This is a genomic window from Shewanella frigidimarina NCIMB 400 (genome assembly GCF_000014705.1).
In the GTDB taxonomy this organism is placed as follows: Bacteria; Pseudomonadota; Gammaproteobacteria; order Enterobacterales; family Shewanellaceae; genus Shewanella; species Shewanella frigidimarina.
Genome location: NC_008345.1, coordinates 1,632,220 through 1,653,746, shown reverse-complemented (window position 1 = coordinate 1,653,746; position 21,527 = coordinate 1,632,220). Strand labels below are relative to the sequence as shown.

The 21,527-nt window shown below is 36.9% G+C and carries 16 protein-coding genes and 1 pseudogene; 1 reads left to right on the top strand and 16 read right to left on the bottom strand.

Annotation, left to right across the window (positions count from 1 at the left end; genetic code table 11):
* Positions 1-355: 355 nt before the first annotated feature.
* The 16 genes and pseudogenes from SFRI_RS07125 to SFRI_RS07050 form a co-directional block, all read right to left on the bottom strand.
* On the bottom strand, positions 356-1,714 hold the full coding sequence (locus SFRI_RS07125; RefSeq protein ID WP_011636861.1) for an O-antigen ligase family protein: 1,359 nt from the start codon (positions 1,712-1,714) through the stop codon (positions 356-358).
* A complete protein-coding gene (locus SFRI_RS07120; protein ID WP_011636860.1) occupies positions 1,714-2,412 on the bottom strand; it encodes a hypothetical protein in 699 nt (232 codons plus the stop codon). The genes SFRI_RS07125 and SFRI_RS07120 overlap by 1 nt, the downstream gene beginning before the upstream one ends.
* Positions 2,412-3,149 carry a tyrosine-protein phosphatase gene (locus tag SFRI_RS07115; RefSeq protein WP_011636859.1) on the bottom strand — a complete coding sequence of 246 codons (738 nt, stop codon included), beginning with the start codon at positions 3,147-3,149 and terminating at the stop codon, positions 2,412-2,414. The genes SFRI_RS07120 and SFRI_RS07115 overlap by 1 nt, the downstream gene beginning before the upstream one ends.
* On the bottom strand, positions 3,146-5,416 hold the full coding sequence (locus tag SFRI_RS07110) for a GumC family protein (RefSeq protein WP_011636858.1): 2,271 nt from the start codon (positions 5,414-5,416) through the stop codon (positions 3,146-3,148). Before SFRI_RS07110 ends, SFRI_RS07115 begins: the two co-directional genes overlap by 4 nt.
* Positions 5,416-5,952, bottom strand: coding sequence for a polysaccharide biosynthesis/export family protein (locus tag SFRI_RS07105; protein WP_011636857.1), 537 nt, complete (start codon positions 5,950-5,952; stop codon positions 5,416-5,418). Before SFRI_RS07105 ends, SFRI_RS07110 begins: the two co-directional genes overlap by 1 nt.
* Positions 5,953-5,959: 7 nt before the next feature.
* Positions 5,960-7,171 (bottom strand): outer membrane beta-barrel protein, encoded by a 1,212-nt coding sequence (locus tag SFRI_RS07100; protein ID WP_011636856.1) that lies wholly within the window; start codon positions 7,169-7,171, stop codon positions 5,960-5,962.
* A 500-nt stretch (positions 7,172-7,671) separates the two neighbouring features.
* On the bottom strand, positions 7,672-9,072 hold the full coding sequence (locus SFRI_RS07095) for an undecaprenyl-phosphate glucose phosphotransferase (RefSeq protein WP_011636855.1): 1,401 nt from the start codon (positions 9,070-9,072) through the stop codon (positions 7,672-7,674).
* A 170-nt stretch (positions 9,073-9,242) separates the two neighbouring features.
* Positions 9,243-10,156: pseudogene (locus SFRI_RS07090) on the bottom strand (IS30 family transposase).
* Between the two features lie 281 nt (positions 10,157-10,437).
* On the bottom strand, positions 10,438-11,853 hold the full coding sequence (locus tag SFRI_RS07085) for an oligosaccharide flippase family protein (RefSeq protein WP_011636854.1): 1,416 nt from the start codon (positions 11,851-11,853) through the stop codon (positions 10,438-10,440).
* Between the two features lies 1 nt (position 11,854).
* On the bottom strand, positions 11,855-12,754 hold the full coding sequence (locus SFRI_RS07080; RefSeq protein ID WP_341853337.1) for a glycosyltransferase family 2 protein: 900 nt from the start codon (positions 12,752-12,754) through the stop codon (positions 11,855-11,857).
* Positions 12,755-12,794: 40 nt separating this feature from the next.
* Positions 12,795-14,003, bottom strand: coding sequence for an O-antigen ligase family protein (locus tag SFRI_RS07075; protein ID WP_167526088.1), 1,209 nt, complete (start codon positions 14,001-14,003; stop codon positions 12,795-12,797).
* A gap of 31 nt (positions 14,004-14,034) precedes the next feature.
* A complete protein-coding gene (locus SFRI_RS07070) occupies positions 14,035-15,141 on the bottom strand; it encodes a glycosyltransferase (protein ID WP_011636851.1) in 1,107 nt (368 codons plus the stop codon).
* Entirely contained in the window at positions 15,141-16,229 is a 1,089-nt protein-coding gene (locus tag SFRI_RS07065) for a glycosyltransferase (RefSeq protein WP_041413487.1), read from the bottom strand. Before SFRI_RS07065 ends, SFRI_RS07070 begins: the two co-directional genes overlap by 1 nt.
* A gap of 170 nt (positions 16,230-16,399) precedes the next feature.
* Positions 16,400-17,203, bottom strand: a complete 804-nt coding sequence (locus tag SFRI_RS07060; protein WP_011636849.1) for a WecB/TagA/CpsF family glycosyltransferase — start codon at positions 17,201-17,203, stop codon at positions 16,400-16,402.
* Between the two features lie 8 nt (positions 17,204-17,211).
* On the bottom strand, positions 17,212-18,225 hold the full coding sequence (locus SFRI_RS07055) for an NAD-dependent epimerase (RefSeq protein ID WP_011636848.1): 1,014 nt from the start codon (positions 18,223-18,225) through the stop codon (positions 17,212-17,214).
* 29 nt (positions 18,226-18,254) lie between these two features.
* Positions 18,255-19,421: a nucleotide sugar dehydrogenase gene (locus SFRI_RS07050; RefSeq protein WP_011636847.1), complete on the bottom strand. Its 1,167-nt coding sequence runs from the start codon at positions 19,419-19,421 to the stop codon at positions 18,255-18,257.
* Positions 19,422-20,905: 1,484 nt separating this feature from the next.
* Between SFRI_RS07050 and SFRI_RS07045 the strand changes: the two genes are divergently transcribed.
* Positions 20,906-21,508, top strand: coding sequence for a transglutaminase-like cysteine peptidase (locus tag SFRI_RS07045; protein ID WP_011636846.1), 603 nt, complete (start codon positions 20,906-20,908; stop codon positions 21,506-21,508).
* Positions 21,509-21,527: the final 19 nt, after the last annotated feature.

The window sequence follows — 21,527 nt, the reverse complement described above, 5'->3', positions numbered from 1 at the left end:
AAGAAAACACCTGGGTCCCTGATAACAGATCTCAGGGATGACGAGCGAGAGACAAGCAATCGATAACCGCAGCGACTACGCAATTCCAGCAACGCCTACTACGTAATTCCGGTTTTGCTTCCTACTACGTCGTTCCGGCAATGCTGTTGAGCCGGAATCCAGGTGTTGAGTTTAAATATTCAAGACAAAAGTCAAAAGAAACACCTGGATGCCCGATAACAGATCTCGAGGATGACGGGCGCAGAACCTAGGACCTTGATTCTGTAGGCGAAGCGTCCCGTAAACCGTTATCCGTCTTTGCTTTCATATAACTAGCACTCGAGGATGACGAAATAGAGAAACACCGGGTTTCCGATTATCTTGCTATTTTGTGAGTATCAGCAGGTAAATAACGCACTAACCAGCATAGGGTTAAGATGGTTAAAAACAGTAAAGTGTTCGAAGGTGATTGCAGATTAAAATCAACAGAAATATGCAATAGCATGTGCACTATGGCCATTGCACAACCAAAAGCGACCCCTTTATAAAGTTTATTATTACGCAAATACATGGTTCGACACGCTAACCAAAACGCGTACAACACCCATAAGCCTAAAATGGCTGTCATTACAATCCCATACTCAACAACAAACTGAATATATTCGTTATGGGCATGGTCATAAAAACCAGAATAAAACTGAGGTTGGTATTGTGGGAAAACAGTATAGAAACTCCCTCCCCCAGTACCCGTGAACAAGTGTTCTTGGATGATGGGAAGACTATCCATTACCACTTCATCACGAGTTTCTGAACTAAAAGAGGTATCGTCTAAACGCTGTTTTAGTTTATCGACCCCAAAAATTGAGCCGACAATGAGCAAATCAAGAATGAAAATACTCAGTACTAAAGGCTTAAATAACGTTGGCGGTCGACGATAAATAAACATCGACAATAGTGATACAACACCCAGTGCAGTAAAGAAGCCAGCGTTGCCCATTCGTGAGCGACTTAAGATTAAGCCTATCACCATAATCACAATGGCTAAGCGAAGGATCAGTTTTCGACTGAATAATGTCGATAGTAAGTCAATAATCATTGCACGCAAATCGAACTCTTTCTTGCTGGTTTTTAGCTCGGATAACAGCCAACCAAACGCAATAGAAAGACATAATGCTAAATAATTAGCAAAATGATTTTGGTACACAAACGATCCACGGGCCCTATCGCCATCGGAATAACCAAATACAGGTGATACATCCAGTTGCAACAAATTCAGCAAGGTGCCATAAAAGGCCTGTAAACAACCAGATAATATAATGGCAATTAACAGCCAACGAATCGCCTGTGAACTCTGACAATATTGACTTAACAATAAAATAAACACGCCATAACAGAAGGTTTTTAAAAGTTGTTGTGCCGTTTGATAGCCATCAACTGTATTAATTACAGGGATCCAGTTAAGTAATTGTAAGCATAAATAAACTAGCATTAATCCAATGGGGATTAATGCATACTTTTGCCAATGATAACGTAACAATAACGCATTTTGCTTAATGCAGTAGCCTATGTGCACAACGCCAAGTAATACAATACACAACTCTAAAATAGCTAACGACCAAATACGATTACTACCTAATGGGATAGGCATCCAAATAATCAGCGCACATAGCCCCAACAGCATAAAACGATTAAAGAACCCAAAAGATTTTATTGTGTGGGGGCTCCTGATATCCATTAGCGGCACATATCCTGTTTAATCCATTTATCAACGTTGGCGCTAACTGGAGTTGCATAAGTAAGGTAAGTACACATAACAGAGGTTAATCGATACTCCAAGGCCAGTTGCTTTAAATCGTTACGCATTTTCCAATTGGCACTGGCAGCAATATGTGCGGTGCTAAATACAGTTTGCTTTTGGATTACGGTTAAACTCGGCCAATAGGCAAAACCAATGGATAAGGTTTGGTGTAACACCTCGGGGGTATAAGGACCATAATGCAATGCTTGTTGTAAATACGGCCAAGCTTGAACAATATCTTTCTGAATAAAGGCCAAATTATAGGCATAGTCACTGTAAGCATTTGGCCAATTAGGGCGCTGGATAATGGCATCTATATACAGTTGATTAAACACTGTCTTATTCGGTTGAGCCAATTGAGAAAAAACGCCCCATTCCATCACTTTAGCTAATGTTAATAAATAGTGTGGATTTTGGTCGTCAATACTAGAGGCATAATCAGCAGCTAACAACGCATTGGCATACTGTAACGAAGTCGGCTTAGCACCTTGCTGCCATTGGTCAATGTAAAAGCGAGATTTGAAGTGGTACGCGTTAGCTAAGCCTTTTTGAAGTAAAACTGGCAGTAAGGCTAACAGTGCCAACATCATCAATGCATACACAATATTGCGGGCAGACCAACTTATCCGTTTCATTAGTCGCTGCTCTCGGCAAATAGCACATTCGAAATACTACCAGGCATAGAAGTGGTTAATGCAAAGGCATACTCCTGGTCAGTCAGAGCAGTCACAGCATGTTGGGCCTGTAACAACTTAGGTGGTCGGCGGTTTAACGAATGACAATCGGACCCGATAATAGAATACAGCTTTTGTTTAATAAAATATTCACTCAATTGCTTTGGTGCCTCACCCATGTCACCAATCAATGACGCTGCAGTTAACTGAAATAAGCAACCCGCACGTACGAAAGGGGTTATCCGTTCAGGATGGGATTGTAACTCACGATTTCGCTCTGGGTGAGCAATCATGGGTAATACATTTTTTGCTAATAGCCAACTAATCAGCTTGTCGGTACCAGGTGGAATATGACTGCTAGGCAGTTCTAGCAGCAACACATCTTTTTGCTGGTAACGGCCTAAAAAAGGCAATTGCTGTTGCTCAATAAACAGCATGATTTCGGGTGAAACCCTTACCTCTGCAGCTGCGCGCAATTGTATATCTATATTGGTTAACGCCAACGCGTCACACAACAAATGATAAGCAGCATTGATTGATTGTAAGTTATTGTCATAAATACCCAAGTGAATATGAGGAGTCGCCACCATCCGTGACACCCCCTGCTCGGCGGCTAGAGCCACCAAAGCAATGGCTTCGTCAATTGATTTAGCCCCATCATCAATATTGGGTAATATATGGCAATGCAAATCAATCATGCCTTGGTGTTTTCCTTACTCTTTGCTTTACTGTTACCAGCAGGCTGTTTGATGGCATAGTCGGCACCATAGGCCTGGTAGTAACCATAATCACCTTGGTAGCGCTGAGCATCTTTAGTGTTGAATTGATTTAACACTACTCCAAACACTTTACTGCGCGCCTGGTTTAACTTAGCTAATGTCATCTTAACCGCTTCGCTACGAGTATGACCAGCTTTGACTACTAGTACAGTAGCATCGCACAACGAGGTGATAATGAGTGCATCACTCACCGCATGAACCGGTGGGGTATCGATAATAATTTTACCGTATTGAGTTTTCAGTTCAGTCAACAGTTCTGCAAAATGACGAGATGTTAGTAACTCTTGCGGATTTAACGGCACTGCACCAGCAGGCATCACATCAACGTTAGGTTTAACCTCTTTTACAATACTGTTATGTAAACTGTCGGTACCCGACAACACATTGGCAAGCCCTGGCTGGTAAGTCGGTAAACCAAAGCGCATTCCTAAGCTTGATTTGCGTAAATCCGCATCAATAATTAACACTTTTTCCATAGTGGCATAAGCAAATGCTATATTCATTGAAGTGGTGGTTTTACCTTCATTCGGATTGGAGGACGTCACTTCAATGGTCGATAGCGAAGTGCCCATGGCCATTAATGACATTGATGTTCGTATAGTCCTTACTGCCTCTGCATGTAAAGGTAAACTCGCATCGTAAAAAGCAAAGTTTATCTCTTCATAACTAGTGCCTTTTTTAGCTTTAGGCACATAACCGAGAGCCCGTTGTGATAATAGTTTTTCAACATCATCACTGGTTTTAATGGTGTCGTTTAATGCATCTAGTATTAGCACCAACACCATGGCAAAACCTAAACTGGCCATAAAGGCTAAAATAATAATCACTTTCTTTTTAGGTTTTTCTGGCAGCAATGGGACTACGGCTCGGTCGGTAAAACGTGCCACGGGCGAGTCAAAATCACCTGTAACGGCAGTTTCTTTTTGGCGAGCTAAAAACGTATCAAATAACTGTCTGTTGGTATCGACTTCACGTAATAGGCGTTGATAATCGGTGTCTTTAGTGCTCAAATTTTGAAACGCGCCTTTAGCGTTACCAAATTGCGCTTCTAACGCTTGCAATGTTTGCCCAGCAGTTTGAGCTTCATCTTCTATGCCTTGCACTAAACGGCTAATCTGCTTATGCAAATTTTGTTGTACTGTGTTCAGCTCAGCTTGTGCAGCAATCATTTTAGGATGCTTAGGGCCATATACTTGCTCTAGCTCAGACACTTTACGTTCAACCAACACCACTTCACGTTTTACGTTTTGTATCGATTGATGTGAAGTCACCTCAGGCAAACTTTCAAGACGGCTAATGTCAGTGGCACCATAGCGTTTCACCACTGCCATAAAACTGTCGGCTTGTGCCTTACGCGATCTTGCCATAGTAATTTCGTCACTTAATCGCTCTAACTCTTTGGCGTCTAATGCAGTCACACCTTCTACGTCAATTAAGCCATTTTCAACTTTAAAACGCTCTAATTTATATTCAGACTGATCCAGCTTTAAGCGTAAATCTTCTAAACGGCCGCCTAACCACACATTAACTTTTTGGGTCATGCCCAATTTAGCTTCTAATTGACTAACAATATAAATATCACCCACTGCATTAGCGACTTGCGCTGCAAGCTGTGAGTCAGAACTTTCGTAACTAATATTGACTAACTGGGTTTTGCTCACAGGAGAAACGCTGATACTTTTGGCAAAATCATCAATCAATTTATGCTTAGCGATATCTAGGCTAATTTGGCTATCAGCAGCAGTAGCCGCTTCTTGCGGAATAAAATTTAGCTGTGATTTAAGCTCAGCAAACCAACTGGGCGGCTGGTTAAAGGCTGGATGATTGACTAAATCCAACTCATTAAAAACTCGCTCGGCAATACTGCGTGACTTAATAATTTCAAATTGGGTTAAATAATATTCTTGTTGACCAGAATTAATCCCATACACTTCATCAATTTTAATCGCTTTAGCTTGTTCTGACTCAATCAACAGTGTCGATGTGGCACTGAAAATAGGCGTCATACTTAACACCACAAACACCGTTAACGCGGTCACTAATAACGCAAACGCGATTATGCGCCACTTAAAACGTAATAACGGCAACAGCAGCTTTTTAACATCGATAAGCTGCTCCACTTTCGTTGTTGATAGATTAGGCTCGTTACCAGGAAAAGTACTTTGACGTCTTTCTAGGAAGCTCATTAAAAAAATCTCTGTTCAATGGTAATAGTATCGCCAGCTTGAATAGCGCTGTTGATAGTGCCACGTTCGGACTCAACTTTGCTGCCCTCGCGAGAAATGGCTATTTTTTCTTCCGAGGCCCGTTCAGTTAAGCCACCTGCTAAGGCAATCGCCTGGTTAACGGTCATCCCCGGTTGATAAGGGTAACCACCTGGTTGTTTAACCTCACCGTGGATATAAAAAGGTCGATATAATACCATGCCAACAAACACATTAGGCTCAACAAAATAATCACCTTTTAAGCCATTATAAACTAACTTTTCAACCGCTTTTATGGTCAAGCCATTTAATTGCAAAGCCCCCAAAAACGGATAATTAATGGTGCCACTGTTGGTGATTTGGGTTTCGAGGGTTAACGCCTCTTCACCATACACTTTAATCACTATGGTATCGCCGGCACCTAGACGGTAACTATGTGTTTCCGCATTGGCTGTTATTGGTTTAAATACCAATAACAGCATAAAAATAACGGTAATAAATGTTGCTAAATACTTCATGGAGTTCCTATAAAGTCATTTCTGCTTTAATAAAGTAAACATTCCTATCGTAAGTAAATTGACTGTCGGTAGAGTCAATCTCAAAGATATCGACACCTGTGTTTAAGGTTAACCAACGAGTCACATAGTAGTTAATACCTACCTGATACACTTTACTTTTATCCTCGCGATCCAGGCCGGTATAATCATCGTTAACTTGCTTGAAACCCAGTGATGAGGTAAACAGTTCGCTCCATTCATGGTGCCATTTCACCGAATAACTCGTGCCACGAATAAAATCACCGACACCATTAGGGTCACGACTTGCTCTACCGGTAGAAAAATCAAAAGCGGAATATGTTAGCGGTTTCCAAGTCACTTTAGCGTCCCAGGATAGACCGTTAAAATCATCACGGTCATTATTATCAAAACTTTTTTGTTGGTAACCAACTTTAATACTGCCCTCTGTTACTGAAGTGGCTACCCACTCAACACCTAGAAGCGCTGTATTGGTTTTATTATCACGGTCACCCGTTGGATCAACTAAATCATAAACGGTATCTACACTTTGAAAGTCTAACAAAATACTGGTTGATGCTTGAGTGTCGTAATAAAATGTAGCACCAACTTTTGTATCATCGTAATTACGAAATTGGGTAATAGATTCAAAATTACTATACTCTTTAGTTAAATATTCAGCGTTAGCACGAATACGAGCAGGGGTTGTTTTTGCACCATACTCATAATAACCACCTACACTTAATATATCATAAGCATTCGGCTCATTTTGATCCGCACCACTGGTGCCTTCAAAAATGCCACTACCTCGATCCTCATGACCTACAATATACGCAGCATCAAAACCAAATCGTCTTGATTGGTTAACATCGACTTCTGCTTTCGCTTTCAGTAGTGCATCCAAATAATTATCGTCACTGCTAGAGAAGTAATCACCGTACTCTAAACCTGCATCTACAGTAAATACTGTTTGACCATCAATTAACTGTGCTTGTAGTGCGGGTGTTACGGTTATAGCCCAGCTATCAAACTTTTCAGAAGCAGCATTTGCACTGGTAATGTTGTCATCATATTTAAGGCCACTGTTCAAGCCCGGGGTGAAATCAACACCAGACTCAGTACGAATAACACCGGCTTTTTCATCTGCAGCAAACACAGGATTAGCGATGACGATGGCAGCAACTACAGTCGCGATGCAACTCAAGTTATACGGTACATTCATGATTTATATCCTTATAAAATAAATACATGTGAGAATTAGAACAAATAAACAATCATATCGATTTAATCAGTTCATTTAAGCTTAATTTTTATCTATTACATTTATTCCGGCTCAGAAGCAATACCGGAATGCTCTCGCCCGTCATTCCCGAGGTCTCTTATCGGGAATCCAGGTGTTGCTTTATTCTTTAAAACCAAAAGCTGGATTCCGGCTCAGAAGCATTACCTGAATGCTCTCGCCCGTCATTCCCGAGGTCTCTTATCGGGAATCCAGGTGTTGCTTTATTCTTTAAAACCAAAAGCTGGATTCCGGCTCAGAAGCATTACCTGAATGCTCTCGCCCGTCATTCCCGAGGTCTCTTATCGGGAATCCAGGTGTTGCTCTATTCTTTAAAAACAAAAGCTGGATTCCGGCTCAAAAACGCTACCGGAATGCTCCCCCTCGTCATTCCCGAGATCTCTTATCGGAAATCCAGGTGTTGCTCTTAGCTTTAGCCCAAATCAATAAACGTTCTTACCAACAAAACCTTTAAAAATTGTCATAAACACAATCTTAACGTCCCACCACAGGGTCCAGTTACGAATGTAAGCTAAGTCGTACTCAATTCGTTTTTCCATCTTATCTAGAGTATCGGTTTCGCCGCGCCAACCATTAACTTGTGCCCAACCAGTAATACCCGGCAACACCTTGTGACGTAGCATGTAATAAGTGACTAACTTACGATACTCCTCGTTATGAGCTACCGCATGAGGCCGTGGACCTACTACCGACATATCGCCAAATAACACATTAAAAAACTGCGGTAATTCATCTAAAGATGTTTTTCGTAAAAAAGCACCCACGGTAGTAATACGTGCATCACCTTTAGTGGCTTGTGTAACAACATCACTATTTTCTGTTACGCTCATTGAGCGGAACTTCCAAACTTTAATCTTGCGGCCGTCTAAACCATATCGGTCTTGTTTAAAAATAACAGCACCTGGTGAATTGAGTTTAATCGCAGCACCAATCACCAAAAAAATAGGCGTTAGAGCTAAAATAGCGGTAAAACTAAAAAGTACATCAAAAGTTCGTTTGTAAAAACGTCTCATGCCATTTACCGGCGACTCAAATACACTAATAGTATCGACATCACCAACACTACCGATACGTGCCTGCATTAAGTTTTTGAGTAAAAAATCAGGGGTAATTAACACATCAACGGTGGTATTTCCAAGCTGTTCAATAATATCAGCTATGCGCTTTTCTGCCACCATGGGTAAGCAAATATACAACTTTTGTATTTTACCACTTTTGGCTAATGCAACAGCTTCATTAACATCACCTTCAATAAGGTTAGTTTGCATACCACCTAAACGTTTTGGTTCTCTATCATCAAAAAAACCAACAAAATTAAATCCTAATTCATAGTTTTTTATTATTTCACGATAAAGATTTATACCTGTTGATGTTAAGCCGACTATAGCAACATCTTGAAAACCCAACCCGGATCGTCTTCGTATTGATTTTACCCATTTGGCTAAATATCGCCAGGTCATCAGTGATATTATAGATAATGAAAACCAACCAACAATGATAATACGAGAATATGATTCAGACTCTTTAAGGAGGAATAAACTCGATGCGACAATAAAAAAACAAAAAAGTTTAACTAAACACAATGAACCTATCATCCTTGAAAACTTCCCTACCCGCCAAGAACGATATAATTGAAATGATTCTGATAAGTAGGAATAAACAAGCAGGGTGAAAATTAATACAATTAAGTAATCTTTAGAAAAATCTTCACCGTATAAAATAAGTGCTGAATTGAAACAAATAATAATAATTAAGATATCAATGAGTCGATACAGAAATGTATAGCTATCTTTTTCAACATCCAAAGCTTTTTGCGCATCCATAATTAATCATCTTATTTAGTAAAAATTTATTTTAATAGTAAAACATTCTGAATAGTAATCTAATATATTAATTTCAGGATATTGTTATTTTATAGATTGAATGACGAAATTAATCTGCTTTGGCCTGAATTCAACTCCGAAGTGCGACACTCGCAAAATTAAGCGGCTAATTAATTAAAAACATCAACTGGCTGCTTAAACTTAAAATATTTCTTAGGTCGGTAATTAATCCTGTTCTTCGCAAACAAGATGATGTGATCACTTATAGTCCTTAAGTCAGTCCCTTTTTTACATATCGCCTTAATAAGCCGTTGGCATTTTCATTAGCGCCACGCTCCCAATAACTATACGGGTGAGTGAATTAAAACGATGCATCTAACGCTTTAGAAATAACTTCATGATGAGCAAATTCGCGATCATTATCAGCGGTAATTGTGCGTACATATTGTTCGTATGACATCAATAATTTAATAGTCGCTTTAGTAACATCGTCAGCAGATTTTGAGGTCACTTTCCTTATTAAGCGAAAAAGGGTTTTTCGCTCTAAAATTGTTACGATTTAATCTGTCCGATACTTGCCTAATACGGTATCGATTTCCAAATCAAAAAACGCCCGCGGGTATCAAAAATTGCAGGTCTAGATCGATAGATGTTCCATTTTTAATCGCTGGCGCTTCTCATTTTTACCTCTGCGATAACTTTTATGTTCTTGCAGTAAATGGCTAGATAATTTAGAGCCTTGACGTTTATTACTTGAAGAAAGCGGTAAATTCATTCATGGCTTACTGCTTGGTTAATGCTCGAAACACCTGTTAAATTTGCTCTGGACTCCAATCATGCTGTAACAGGAAGCGGACGAAGTTTATTCTTGTATTGATTTGGCTGAATGTCGTGGCATCTTACACGCATTGTTTTGAGAACTGTCAGGGCAATAACCCTGTTTGACATTACAATGTTTTAGTTCTCGATAAATAATGGCACGATGACAATTGATAGCTTTTGCAATCAAAGCAATCGAAATAACTTAGTGTAAAAGGGCTAAAATCTGATATCTTCTTCCCTCAGTCAACTGCTGATAGCCCATAGTGATACTCTTTTATCTTTAGCGAGATAAAGCCTACCACTTTCAGCAGTTAGCTTATTTTACGCCTCAATTTAGAGTGCCGCGGTTATTATCTGAATTCGGGTGTTTCTACATAAAAATCATCAACTTTAGAAATTTTATAATCATTAGCTCCAAAAGCATATAAAATATTCAATAAAATTAATAAATTTTTCTTGCTACAGATTGAAGTAAACGAACTAACGTTTTTCTACCACCGATACCTGTTGGTTAATTAGGATAATAAGAGATTATCGTTTTCATTATTTTTTACACCTCCGACGAAAAATTGGGCCCACTCTCTTGTTTTCAAAAAAAAGTATACCGATTGAGTAAACTATTATTCCAGATAAAATACTCATAATAAGTTTAATATTATTATCAAAATAAAATAAAGAATTTTCTACCCAGTAAACTACAAATACCATTGTAATGCTCAGACAAAAAGCAGGAAAAATGTCTCCTATGAACTTTGTAGTTGGATATGAGATGGCTTTTTTTATCGCTGATATATTCCATAAAAAGCATGTAAATGTATAAAAACCAGTAGCTAACACGCCTGCTCCAGGCCCATAATCCCGTCCAAATAAAAATACAAGCGATAATCCTATTATCGATGAAAATAATTCTTTTTTTGTTATAATATTAGGGATTTTCAGTACAAGAAATAAGGATGAATGAAATAAATATAACGATCTAACTATTGCAATCAAGGCAAGATACTGTAGATAGATAATTGAATCCGTCCATTTATCGCCAAATATAGTATTAATAATAAGAGGTGCGGTAATCGCCAAACCGGAAAACACAGGAAAAACTAGTAGAGAGGATAAACGATTTGAATCTGAAAATTTTTTTTCGAGTACCATAATATCGCTCTGTACCCTAGCAAAGCTTGGTAAAGCATAACTATTTATTCCATTAAATATCGCATCTCTTGGCAGTGCAACTATTCGATTTGAAAAATTAAATAAGCCTACAGACTCAGTACCTGAAACTGTACCTAAAACTAATGGAAGACCATTATTCATAACACTATTACTTAAGGCAGAAATAGATAAGTAACGCCCCATTCTAAGTGTATTAGATAATAACTTACTGCTGAAAGAAAAACTAATAATTGAACGCATAGTAAATGCCATAACACAAAGGCTAACAAATTCTTGCAACACAAATTGTATTACAATTGATAACTCACCGTAACCTTTAATAGCAAGACTTACACCGCCGATGAAACCGATGCATTTCCCTAAAAAAGCACGTAATGCTATACTTTTAAAATTATTATCCCTTCGTAGCTTAGCTAAAAATGGTCTACTTATTAGAATAAAAATAATTGTGCTAGTTGCTATACCTAACAAAAAAAGATCATTTTCATTTTCTAATAAAACATAACCTATAACAATTACAAAAATAAATAATACAATTGATAATATAGCTGAGAACCATAATACCGTTGAATATTCACCATCTTCAATTATATCCTTACTGACTAAAGGAGACTCTATCATTCCAGAGAAAAGCCCTGCAATTAACCCAGGGATCGCTATAAACATAACACCTTTACCTAACTCACTAGGTTCTAAGTAAATAGCAAAAATAAAAAAAGAGAATGTAGACAGTAAAATTAAGAATACTTTATCAAAGAAAATCCAAAATATAGAAGGAAAAAAACTCACATTACTTCTCACTTTTAATAACAGTCATAACATACGAAACCAAAAATTTAATAAGCGGGTAAAACCGTTTATAATATAATGTAGAATATGAAGTACTTATCATATCTGTATAGCATTCAACACAATTATGATAATCCTTTTTCTTATAAAAAACGGTCATAAAATCATACATATTTGATAGCTTAAATTCAATTATGTCTTTTTTACTTAGACTATTCGAAAATTGAGATATAAATTTTTTGATAAACTCTTTTTTATATTTATAATTTTTGGCAGGATTATTTGTGATATTTCCTTCATAACCAAAGTGGCGTATAACCAAAAATTCAGGTACGGTAAATATTTCATAATCAGCAGCTATAAGGCTCCAAAGCATACGGTCTTCGGAAAAACGTAATGATTCATCAAAGCCACCATAAGATTCTAAAATATGTTTAGGAACCATTACACAAGGCGTTCCTTTAATCACATTAGAGGATATAAAGTCAGGAAAATGATGTCCAGAAAGTGTTGGAGTATTTCGCTTGATTTCAATGTCTCCGCAAACATCCGTCATATAACATTCAACCAACCCAACTTGTGATGTTTGACTTTTTTTCAAAAAAAACTCTAACTGTTTCTCAATTTTAAGAGGATGCCATTCATCATCAGCATCTAAAAAAGAAATTAAAAATTCAGACGCTGCATTTATTCCTTTATTTCTAGCTGAAGATGGACCAGAATTATTTTGTGTCAAAATCTTTATATTTAGCGATGAATCACGCTTGTACGCCTGTACAACACTAATTGATTGGTCCTTTGAACCATCATCAATAATAATGACAACCTCAGGTAAAACACTCTGAACTTCAATAGATTCCAAAGCGCGAACTATTGTATGTTGAGAGTTATACATTGGTATGACTACAGCTACAGTTAGATTATTATTTAATATATTAATTTTAGTTACCTTTAAAGGAAATAGAAGAAAACATAACTACTAATAGAATAAAAAAATCTAGCGCACGATAGTTTGGAATAACATAGCCTATTGTGTTTGCCACCAAGACGATGACAATAATAGCGAATGAAACACTAGATTCTCTAGCTATAGATTCAAAAGGGATTCTAATAAAAGACTTAATCGCGGAATAAAAAATCAAAGAGGTAGTTAATATTAAAAAAACAATCCCACCATCAAGCTTTGTTTCAATATATCCGTTATGCGCATTCCCTATAAAACCCCATCTATCAATAAAATCTTGTGCGCTAATGCTAGTCCAAAAAGCACCGAAACCGTATCCTAACATCGATTTACTATCTACATAAGGTTGTATTATTTCCCAAATTAATTTCCGATCCGTTAAGTCGGAGTCTCTTTCAAGAATATAAAAAGCTATCTCTTTAGCTAAATAAATAAACAAACCAATTATAATAAATAATAAAAAAGAAAAGATGATTTGCCGGAGTATATTTTGACTATTACGTTCGTAAGGATATATACTAAAAAAAAGCACAGTAGCAATACCTATTCCAGCTAAAGCAATACCAGAAGCTGACTGAGATAAGCAAAGTGCAATAAATGTTGGAATTATTAACAATGTGGATTTTATATCTTTATTAATAAAATATGGAAAAAGAATTGTTAATCCTATTGCATAAGCCCTTGCTCCTGCATTTTTATCTGACAAAATCCCAACAAATGCGCCTCCCCGAATCCCCCCCTCAATAAAGACAGCAGATGGGCTAATTAGCGCTATTAGTAACCCAACTGTTGCACACATACCTATCACATAACCAATAAACCGTAATAAATCTATACTTTTATAGAAAGTTACTAAATGAAGAGCAAATAAGAAAACGGCTAAAATAGCTATGCTACGTTTAAAAGTATATAAAGGTTCTACCGACCAAATAATGGACAAGAAACAAAATAAAGGCAATATCCACATGAGATAAGTTTGCCGCCAGAATGTAGCAGTTTGTATTACTTTATTGTAATATAAACAAAAAATAACAAGGAGAATAACAATTGAACCAGAAAATTTATTTACGGGATTCCCTTCAAGTGATGCATCAAGCAAACTTTGGTCACTTGAGAATATAAAACCATAAATAAAATTTAGCACTTTAAAATAATATAGAAAACCAAATATAAGGAGTACAGTCATAATTGTACTCACTTTTATTTGCAAATTAAATTTAAACACCATGGATTCCCATAGCACTTAAATACGCACTAGCTGAGTTATTAGCAGTAAAGCGCTCAATTTTATCAAGTTGATTTTCAAAATCATAGTCTGCATCAAGTAGGCTACAAATAATAGCTTCAGCGAGCTTATTAGGTGACTTAACAGGCACTAATATACCTAGCGCACCTTGAATTAGAATTTCATCTGGTCCACAAGGACATCGTGTTGAAACAACCTTGCATCGCGAAGCCATAGCTTCTACCAAAGCATTTGGACTGCCCTCAAATAGTGAAGACAGTACGAAAACATCAGCACTGTGAACCTCATCCATTGGAGCCCTAACGTAACCGAACAAACTAACACTATCAGTTAATCCTAGATTATCGATTTGAGTCTGCAATTTTATACGTAATTCACCTTCTCCGAAGATAATTAGACGAGAATCTATTTTCTCCCTTACTAATGCGAATGCGTTTATCAGATCGGAGAAACCCTTTTGCTGTGCAAGTCGGCCTAAACCTACAATGACGGGTTTAGTTTTATCTGATAACCAAGGATGACTCGGGGCCAAGAAAATGTGCGTTTTGTAGTTATCATTCAAAGTGGGATTAGGTAAATTAATCACATTTTTAGGACAAACGACTGTAGTTTCAATCAGGTCAAGTGCGACTCCCAGAGATACCGCAATAACCGGGTTCGGACTAATACGATATAGGAATGGAGCCAAAAAGTATGCAAATTTAATTAAAGGGCTTTTATTTACATCTTTGTCGAAAGAAAACGCATTTCTCTCACTACAATGCAAACGGCTTAACCAACCGAGAGATAAACAAGCAATAAATGTTATTACATTGACATGGGTAAGGGCTGACAGCACCCTATCCGGACTATTAATTTTTAGATATTGACGTAATCTAGGGACAGAACTTGCTGTGCGTAAAGAGTTCAGCTCTATTAAATTTACTCCGTTATCTAAAAGATCTTTATTGGTACCACCATTGGTTAATAATACCAAGTCAACTTCATGATGTTGCTTACTTATAGCATTAGCTAAACGCATCATCATTTTCTCTGCTCCTCCACCCTTTAAATCATGGATAACTATAGCTACTTTCATTAATGACTCTTTTTAGTAAATAATTTAAAATAAGCGATAGCTGATTGTTCTAATGAATATCGATCCATCTCCCGGATTTCAGACTCACTTAATTTATGTAATGGCAATGTTAGCATCGCTTCTGCTAATGATCGAACATCTTCTACAGGAACTAATTTACCTATTCGCCCTCCATCTAATATTTCTCTTGGACCAGTGAGACAATCTGTAGAAACGACATTGGTTCCAAGAGCAATAGCTTCAATCAACACTGTTGGTAGACCTTCATTACGGGAGCTAAGTACAAAACCTGAGCTATTTTTCATTAATACATAGGGATTATCAATATGGCCTAAAAAGTGTACCTTATCAGCAACATTCAATTCTTGAGTCAATTTCACTAAAGAGGCATATTCTTCGCCACTGCCAGCAATAACTAAATCGGGAAAATTTAACTCTTTTGTTATACATTGTTTATATGCTTGGATTAAAACATCAAACCCTTTTGTTCTTGTTAATCTACCTACAGAACAAATATAAGATAAGGGTAATTTAAAATCTGTAATTGGCTGCAGTGATTTTAGATAAATCGACTCTGTCAACACTGGATTTGGACAAACATGGATCTTATCTTTCCCCCATGGTAAAGATTTTAAAAGTGAATACTTAAGGTCATGAGACACTGTTACAACTTTGCCTTTACTAAGGGTCAGTAAACTATAAATTAATAATACTGAACGTTCATTTATTCTTTGTTCTGATACATTTAGTGCTGAATGCCGTGTATATATTGTACTAACTTTAGTAAATATTGTAGCAAAAAAAGCTGCTATATTAGCCTGTTCTTTTGCGGCTATTACAACATCAATTCTATTTTTATATATATTATTTCTTAGTTTAATAATCTCAAACAAGAAAGTAATGAAGCCGGATTTACTACCTTTATGAATTATAAATTCATGACTAGTATCTAAAGCAACCGAATCTCCATTAAGAATATAAAAACTGACATTATGGCCATCATTTTTAAACTTCTTAGCCAAGTTATATTGTATTCGTTCTACTCCGCCAAATGTAGAGAAATCCTTTAACACAAATTGTATATTCATAGCATTTTCGATAACCATAACATTGATCAAAATTAACAAAAAAAAATAATTTAAAACTAATCGTTTGCACTGATTTACTTATTATTTTATTTCATAAATTTATAAACCTATGCTATTTAAAATCATACATCTGAGTAAAAAATAAAGTGCATAAGATTTAGCAGGGAAAATTAAAAACCATTTATATTGGAGTTGTTTTTATTTTTCATAAAAATAATTTCATTTTTTATCACGCAATATACTGCATGAGGGTTTGTTGTTAAATATCGATAAAATAATTTTCTTGGGTTAGTTGACATGCGGTGTAACCACTCAAATCCAATTTTTTGCATCCAAACTGGAGCTCTAGGATAGTCATTTGTTATATAATTGTAACAGCCACCGCATGTAATTATTACAGAAACATTTAACTTTTCTTTATTTCTAATACAAAACTCTTGTTCTTTTGGTTTACCCAAGCCTACCCAGAGAACATCGACTCTAGAGGAATTTATCTTGTCAATAATCTCATCTTCCTCCTCAATGCTAAAAAAACCATCATTAAACCCTGATATCTTAAAGTTTTTATATCGTTTACTCATTAACTTACAAGCGTTTTCAACAATATCGTTTTCACAACCTAAAAGAAAATGATTTATATTGGATTCAAAATAGTTAGGGATATCATGAATCATATCTGTAGTTGCAGTTCTTTCCGGAATATTACGGCCCTTTACCCACTTGGAAAACGTTACTACACTTTGACCATCTGCATGAATTAAATCAGCTTGTAATAACAACTTCATTGCTTCACTGCTAGTATTAGCTATTGAAATAGCATGTCCATTATTACTAAAAATAACAATCGATTTTTTTATTTCTTCATTTTTGTTATTAACACAATGTTCACCTATCAAGTTTGCGAGTTCTTTTCGATCTATACAAGCTGTTGGAATACCACCAACATTAACCTTATCCACTTCAAAAATATTCATAAGTAAGCTCACTTTTTCTTTGCTATTTCGTAATAAGAAATGAACCATTGGACAAAATTATCGATACCTTTGTCTATAGCCATGCTTGGCTTGAAGTTAATTTGGTCAATAAGGCTATCAATATCTGCAAAAGTAGCCGGTACGTCACCTGCCTGCATTGGCATAAAATTTTTCTCTGCTATTTTACCGGCTGCTTTTTCAATTGCTTCAATAAAGGTCATCAGTGCAATAGGTTCGTTATTGCCAATATTGAATACTTTATAAGGAGCCTTACTTGATGAAGGTGAAGTGTTTGAGTTTTCTGAATCTTGCTGAGGCACTACATCTTGAATACGAATAATGCCTTCAACAATATCATCGATGTAAGTGAAATCGCGTTTCATCTTACCGTGGTTAAATACTTTTATTTCTCTGTCGTTCAAAATAGCGTCGGTAAATAAAAATGGTGCCATATCTGGACGGCCCCATGGACCATAGACAGTAAAGAAGCGTAAACCCGTTGTAGGTAAATTGTATAAATGGCTATAACTATGAGCCATTAACTCATTTGCTTTTTTCGTTGCTGCATAAAGTGACACTGGATGGTCAACGGCATCTTCTGTTGAAAAAGGCATCTTTTCGTTCATGCCGTAAACCGAACTAGATGAAGCATAAACTAAGTGTTGAACCTTATTATGACGACATCCTTCTAGAATTGTTGCCATACCCACTAAGTTTGAATCGACGTAGGCCATAGGATTTTCAATAGAATAACGTACACCAGCTTGTGCAGCTAAGTGGATAACGCGGTCAAATTTTTCTGTTTCAAACAACTCAGCTATGGCAGTTCTATCTGCTATATCCATTTTAATAAAACGGAATGAGCTAAAATGTTCGATTCGTTTTAGACGCGCTAACTTTAGATTGGGGTCGTAATAATCATTTAAATTGTCTAATCCGACAACCTCATGACCTTGGTCACATAAGCGTTCGGCAACAAAGTTACCAATAAAGCCCGCCGCGCCTGTTACTAAATATTTCATTATGTTATCTCTACTTTCTTTGGCTTAATTTAGTCGGTACAAAATAAATCGCGGGTATAAACTTTATGGCCTACATCGGCCAACTCATCTGCCATACGATTAGACACAATCACATCTGCATCCAATTTGAATACTGCTAAGTCATTATAAACTTTAGAATGGAAGAACTCGTCTTGTTCTAGTACAGGTTCATAAATGATGACTTCTACGCCTTTGGCTTTAATGCGCTTCATGATCCCTTGAATACTTGATGATCTGAAGTTGTCTGAGCCTGACTTCATTATTAAGCGATAGATACCCACTTTTTTAGGATTGCGCTTTAAAATTGAGTCGGCAATAAAGTCTTTACGAGTGGTGTTGGAATCAACAATTGCACTAATTAAGTTATTTGGCACATCGGCATAGTTAGCACGTAACTGCTTGGTGTCTTTTGGTAAACAATAGCCACCATAGCCAAACGATGGGTTGTTGTAGTGATTGCCTATGCGGGGATCTAAACAGACTCCATCGATAATTTGTTTACTGTCGAGTCCGTGAGCTTCTGCATAGGTGTCTAACTCATTAAAGTAAGCCACTCGTAACGCTAGGTAAGTGTTTGAAAACAACTTAACTGCTTCAGCTTCGGTTGAGTGGGTAAACAACACCTCAATGTCTTGTTTAATCGCACCTTGCAGTAACAAGTTAGCGAAGGTATGTGCACGGTCACTTTGTTCGCCAACAATAATACGTGACGGATACAAGTTGTCGTGCAGTGCTTTACCTTCGCGTAAAAATTCTGGCGAGAACAGAATGTTGTCACTTGAAAATTCTTGTTTAATACGTTCAGTGTAACCAACGGGTACGGTTGATTTAATGATCATCACCGCATTAGGGTTAATGCTAATAACGTCTTTTATGACTGACTCTACCGATGAGGTATTAAAGTAGTTAGTTGCTGGGTCGTAATCTGTTGGAGTTGCAATAATGACAAAATCGGCATCTTTATAGGCGGCATGTTTATCAAGTGTCGCAGTGAAGTTTAATGGCTTGTTTGCAAGAAAGTCTTCGATTTCAACGTCAGCTATCGGTGAGATTTTAGCGTTAAGCTGGTTAATTTTCTCTTCTATTATATCGACAGCAACCACTTCATTGTGTTGTGCCAGTAACATTGCATTGGATAGTCCAACGTAACCAGTCCCTGCGATGGCAATTTTCATCTTGTAAACTTCCTGTTGATCATAAATTGATTTCAATGCGTATTTTGTAGGAGAAGGTGCTAGGTAATAGGTTCTAAAATCTGAGCAACACCTGGATCCCCGATATAAGCACTCGAGGATGACGTGCGGGTGGTTCTAGGTTCTAGGTTCTAGGTTCTAGGTTCTAGGTTCTAGGTTCTAGGTTCTAGGTTCTAGCATGACGAGTTTATGGGATGTCTGCGTGTGTTTTACTTAAAAAAGACACGCTACCGCCACTAGATTACAGCTTCTAGATTGCTGAGACACGTTTCAAATTGTTGCTTTATTGGAGTTTGACGTTTCAGAACGAAACAGTAGAAAGGTTTCCTTAAGATGTTAATTAAACATCTTCAACTGGTTAGTTTAGCTTTCTTTATCGACGGTCTATATCGACTACCTATATCGAGCATGTCGATTTTTAAGCTTAACCAGTTCTAGCATCTAACAGGTTTTTAGCACAAGGCTTTACACCTGAATGGATGTAGAAGGATACATCTGGAAAAAACAATGATATGAGGTTGCATCGGTAAACTAATGAAGCAAAAAATCTAGGTTTATTGGCTTCAATACAGTTATCGTTGGCGTCATGCCTTGCTTAAAATTTCCCTTTCTACTTTCTGTTTTACGTCAATCCTCATTAATTAGTTGGTAATTATAATGTATACGGTAATTTAATGACAGTTTTTTGACGTTTTTTTGCTAAGTGTCACTTTTTAGTTGTTTTAAGCCAATTAAAACGTAAATTGGTATATATTTACTCCTTTAGTACTAGTTGAAAGAAGTATTTGTACAAAAGGCCCACTACGATTAATTTGTTCATTAAACAGTTTGCCAGTGATTGTATAAGTCTCTTTCTGATTACTACTTTTACGCACCACAATGTCACTTTATAGTTCACCTGCACTATTTTTGTGCTGATAAAACATCCAACCACCAAGTTATATCGCAAATCAATTAATAAAAAGCCTACCAACATCAAAAAACAAACAATCAGCCATAAGCAACTGTTTGTAAAATCTATTTAGATATGGCTGTAACAAAATTTTCGATTCATGCCATATTTTTGAATCGTTTTTAATTCATGTAATCTCATTAATGACTGCAAACAACCTAGTACTACTGTTTATTATATCAATTGGCATGCCAATAAATTGACCTTATCAAAGCTCAATAATGATATGAGATAGTCTAGAGAGCCCATTTTAACGGATTAGCTTAATATCACTTTCAGACTAGAGGGGAATTAGTTTGTAAATTCAAACACTCAAAATAAGAATGTATCGTCATTTTATTGTCGTTTTACGACTAACTAGCTTATGATATGCATCGTTATCGCATAAATTCTGTAAAATTATTACAGTGTTATCATTAACTATCATTTTCAGTGAGATTTGCGTATTAAACTCGTTTTGTGTTGCATAGATAGATATCGCCACTGGCTTGTTACGTCATTGGTGTTTTCGGCTGTGTGTGTTGCCACCATAACTGACGATTTATTTACCACTGATTTTTTTACACAAGTAGAGCAGCGCTATGGCTCTGATCGAGTAGAAGATTTTAGTGACTGGCAAGACACTATAAATGATGGCGTTACATTGAACGATTACGACAAACTTAATTTAGCCAATCAGTTTGCTAATAGGCGGATTCGATTTGTGAGTGATAGCGACCATTGGCATAAAAGTGATTATTGGGCCACGCCGCTTGAATCGTTAGGCACTAAAGGCGGCGATTGTGAAGACTTTGCCATCTTTAAGTATTTTACTTTAAAGGCCATGGGGGTTGATGAGAGCAAAATGCGCTTGATGTATGTGCGTGCGTTATTGATTAACGAGCCTCATATGGTGTTGATTTACTTTGAAGACCCTAAAGCGATGCCTTTAGTGCTGGATAATTTAAAAACCAAAATTTTACCCGCTAACCAGCGCCGAGATTTAAAACCAATTTATTCATTTAATGGTCAAGGGCTATGGTTAGCAAAGGCACAAGGGTTGGGCAGTAACAAACCCACTAGCAGCGGCACAAAAAGTTGGACTGATTTAGTTAATCGAATTGAAAACGGCGAGTAATCGTTACAAAAGGATCTGG

Bases quoted from the DNA above. Each gene is read 5' to 3' on its own strand.
- SFRI_RS07125 (WP_011636861.1), bottom strand. From the start codon at position 1,714: ATGGATATCAGGAGCCCCCACACAATAAAATCTTTTGGGTTCTTTAAT.
- SFRI_RS07120 (WP_011636860.1), bottom strand. From the start codon at position 2,412: ATGAAACGGATAAGTTGGTCTGCCCGCAATATTGTGTATGCATTGATG.
- SFRI_RS07115 (WP_011636859.1), bottom strand. From the start codon at position 3,149: ATGATTGATTTGCATTGCCATATATTACCCAATATTGATGATGGGGCT.
- SFRI_RS07110 (WP_011636858.1), bottom strand. From the start codon at position 5,416: ATGAGCTTCCTAGAAAGACGTCAAAGTACTTTTCCTGGTAACGAGCCT.
- SFRI_RS07105 (WP_011636857.1), bottom strand. From the start codon at position 5,952: ATGAAGTATTTAGCAACATTTATTACCGTTATTTTTATGCTGTTATTG.
- SFRI_RS07100 (WP_011636856.1), bottom strand. From the start codon at position 7,171: ATGAATGTACCGTATAACTTGAGTTGCATCGCGACTGTAGTTGCTGCC.
- SFRI_RS07095 (WP_011636855.1), bottom strand. From the start codon at position 9,072: ATGGATGCGCAAAAAGCTTTGGATGTTGAAAAAGATAGCTATACATTT.
- SFRI_RS07075 (WP_167526088.1), bottom strand. From the start codon at position 14,003: ATGACTGTACTCCTTATATTTGGTTTTCTATATTATTTTAAAGTGCTA.
- SFRI_RS07070 (WP_011636851.1), bottom strand. From the start codon at position 15,141: ATGAAAGTAGCTATAGTTATCCATGATTTAAAGGGTGGAGGAGCAGAG.
- SFRI_RS07065 (WP_041413487.1), bottom strand. From the start codon at position 16,229: ATGAATATACAATTTGTGTTAAAGGATTTCTCTACATTTGGCGGAGTA.
- SFRI_RS07060 (WP_011636849.1), bottom strand. From the start codon at position 17,203: ATGAATATTTTTGAAGTGGATAAGGTTAATGTTGGTGGTATTCCAACA.
- SFRI_RS07055 (WP_011636848.1), bottom strand. From the start codon at position 18,225: ATGAAATATTTAGTAACAGGCGCGGCGGGCTTTATTGGTAACTTTGTT.
- SFRI_RS07050 (WP_011636847.1), bottom strand. From the start codon at position 19,421: ATGAAAATTGCCATCGCAGGGACTGGTTACGTTGGACTATCCAATGCA.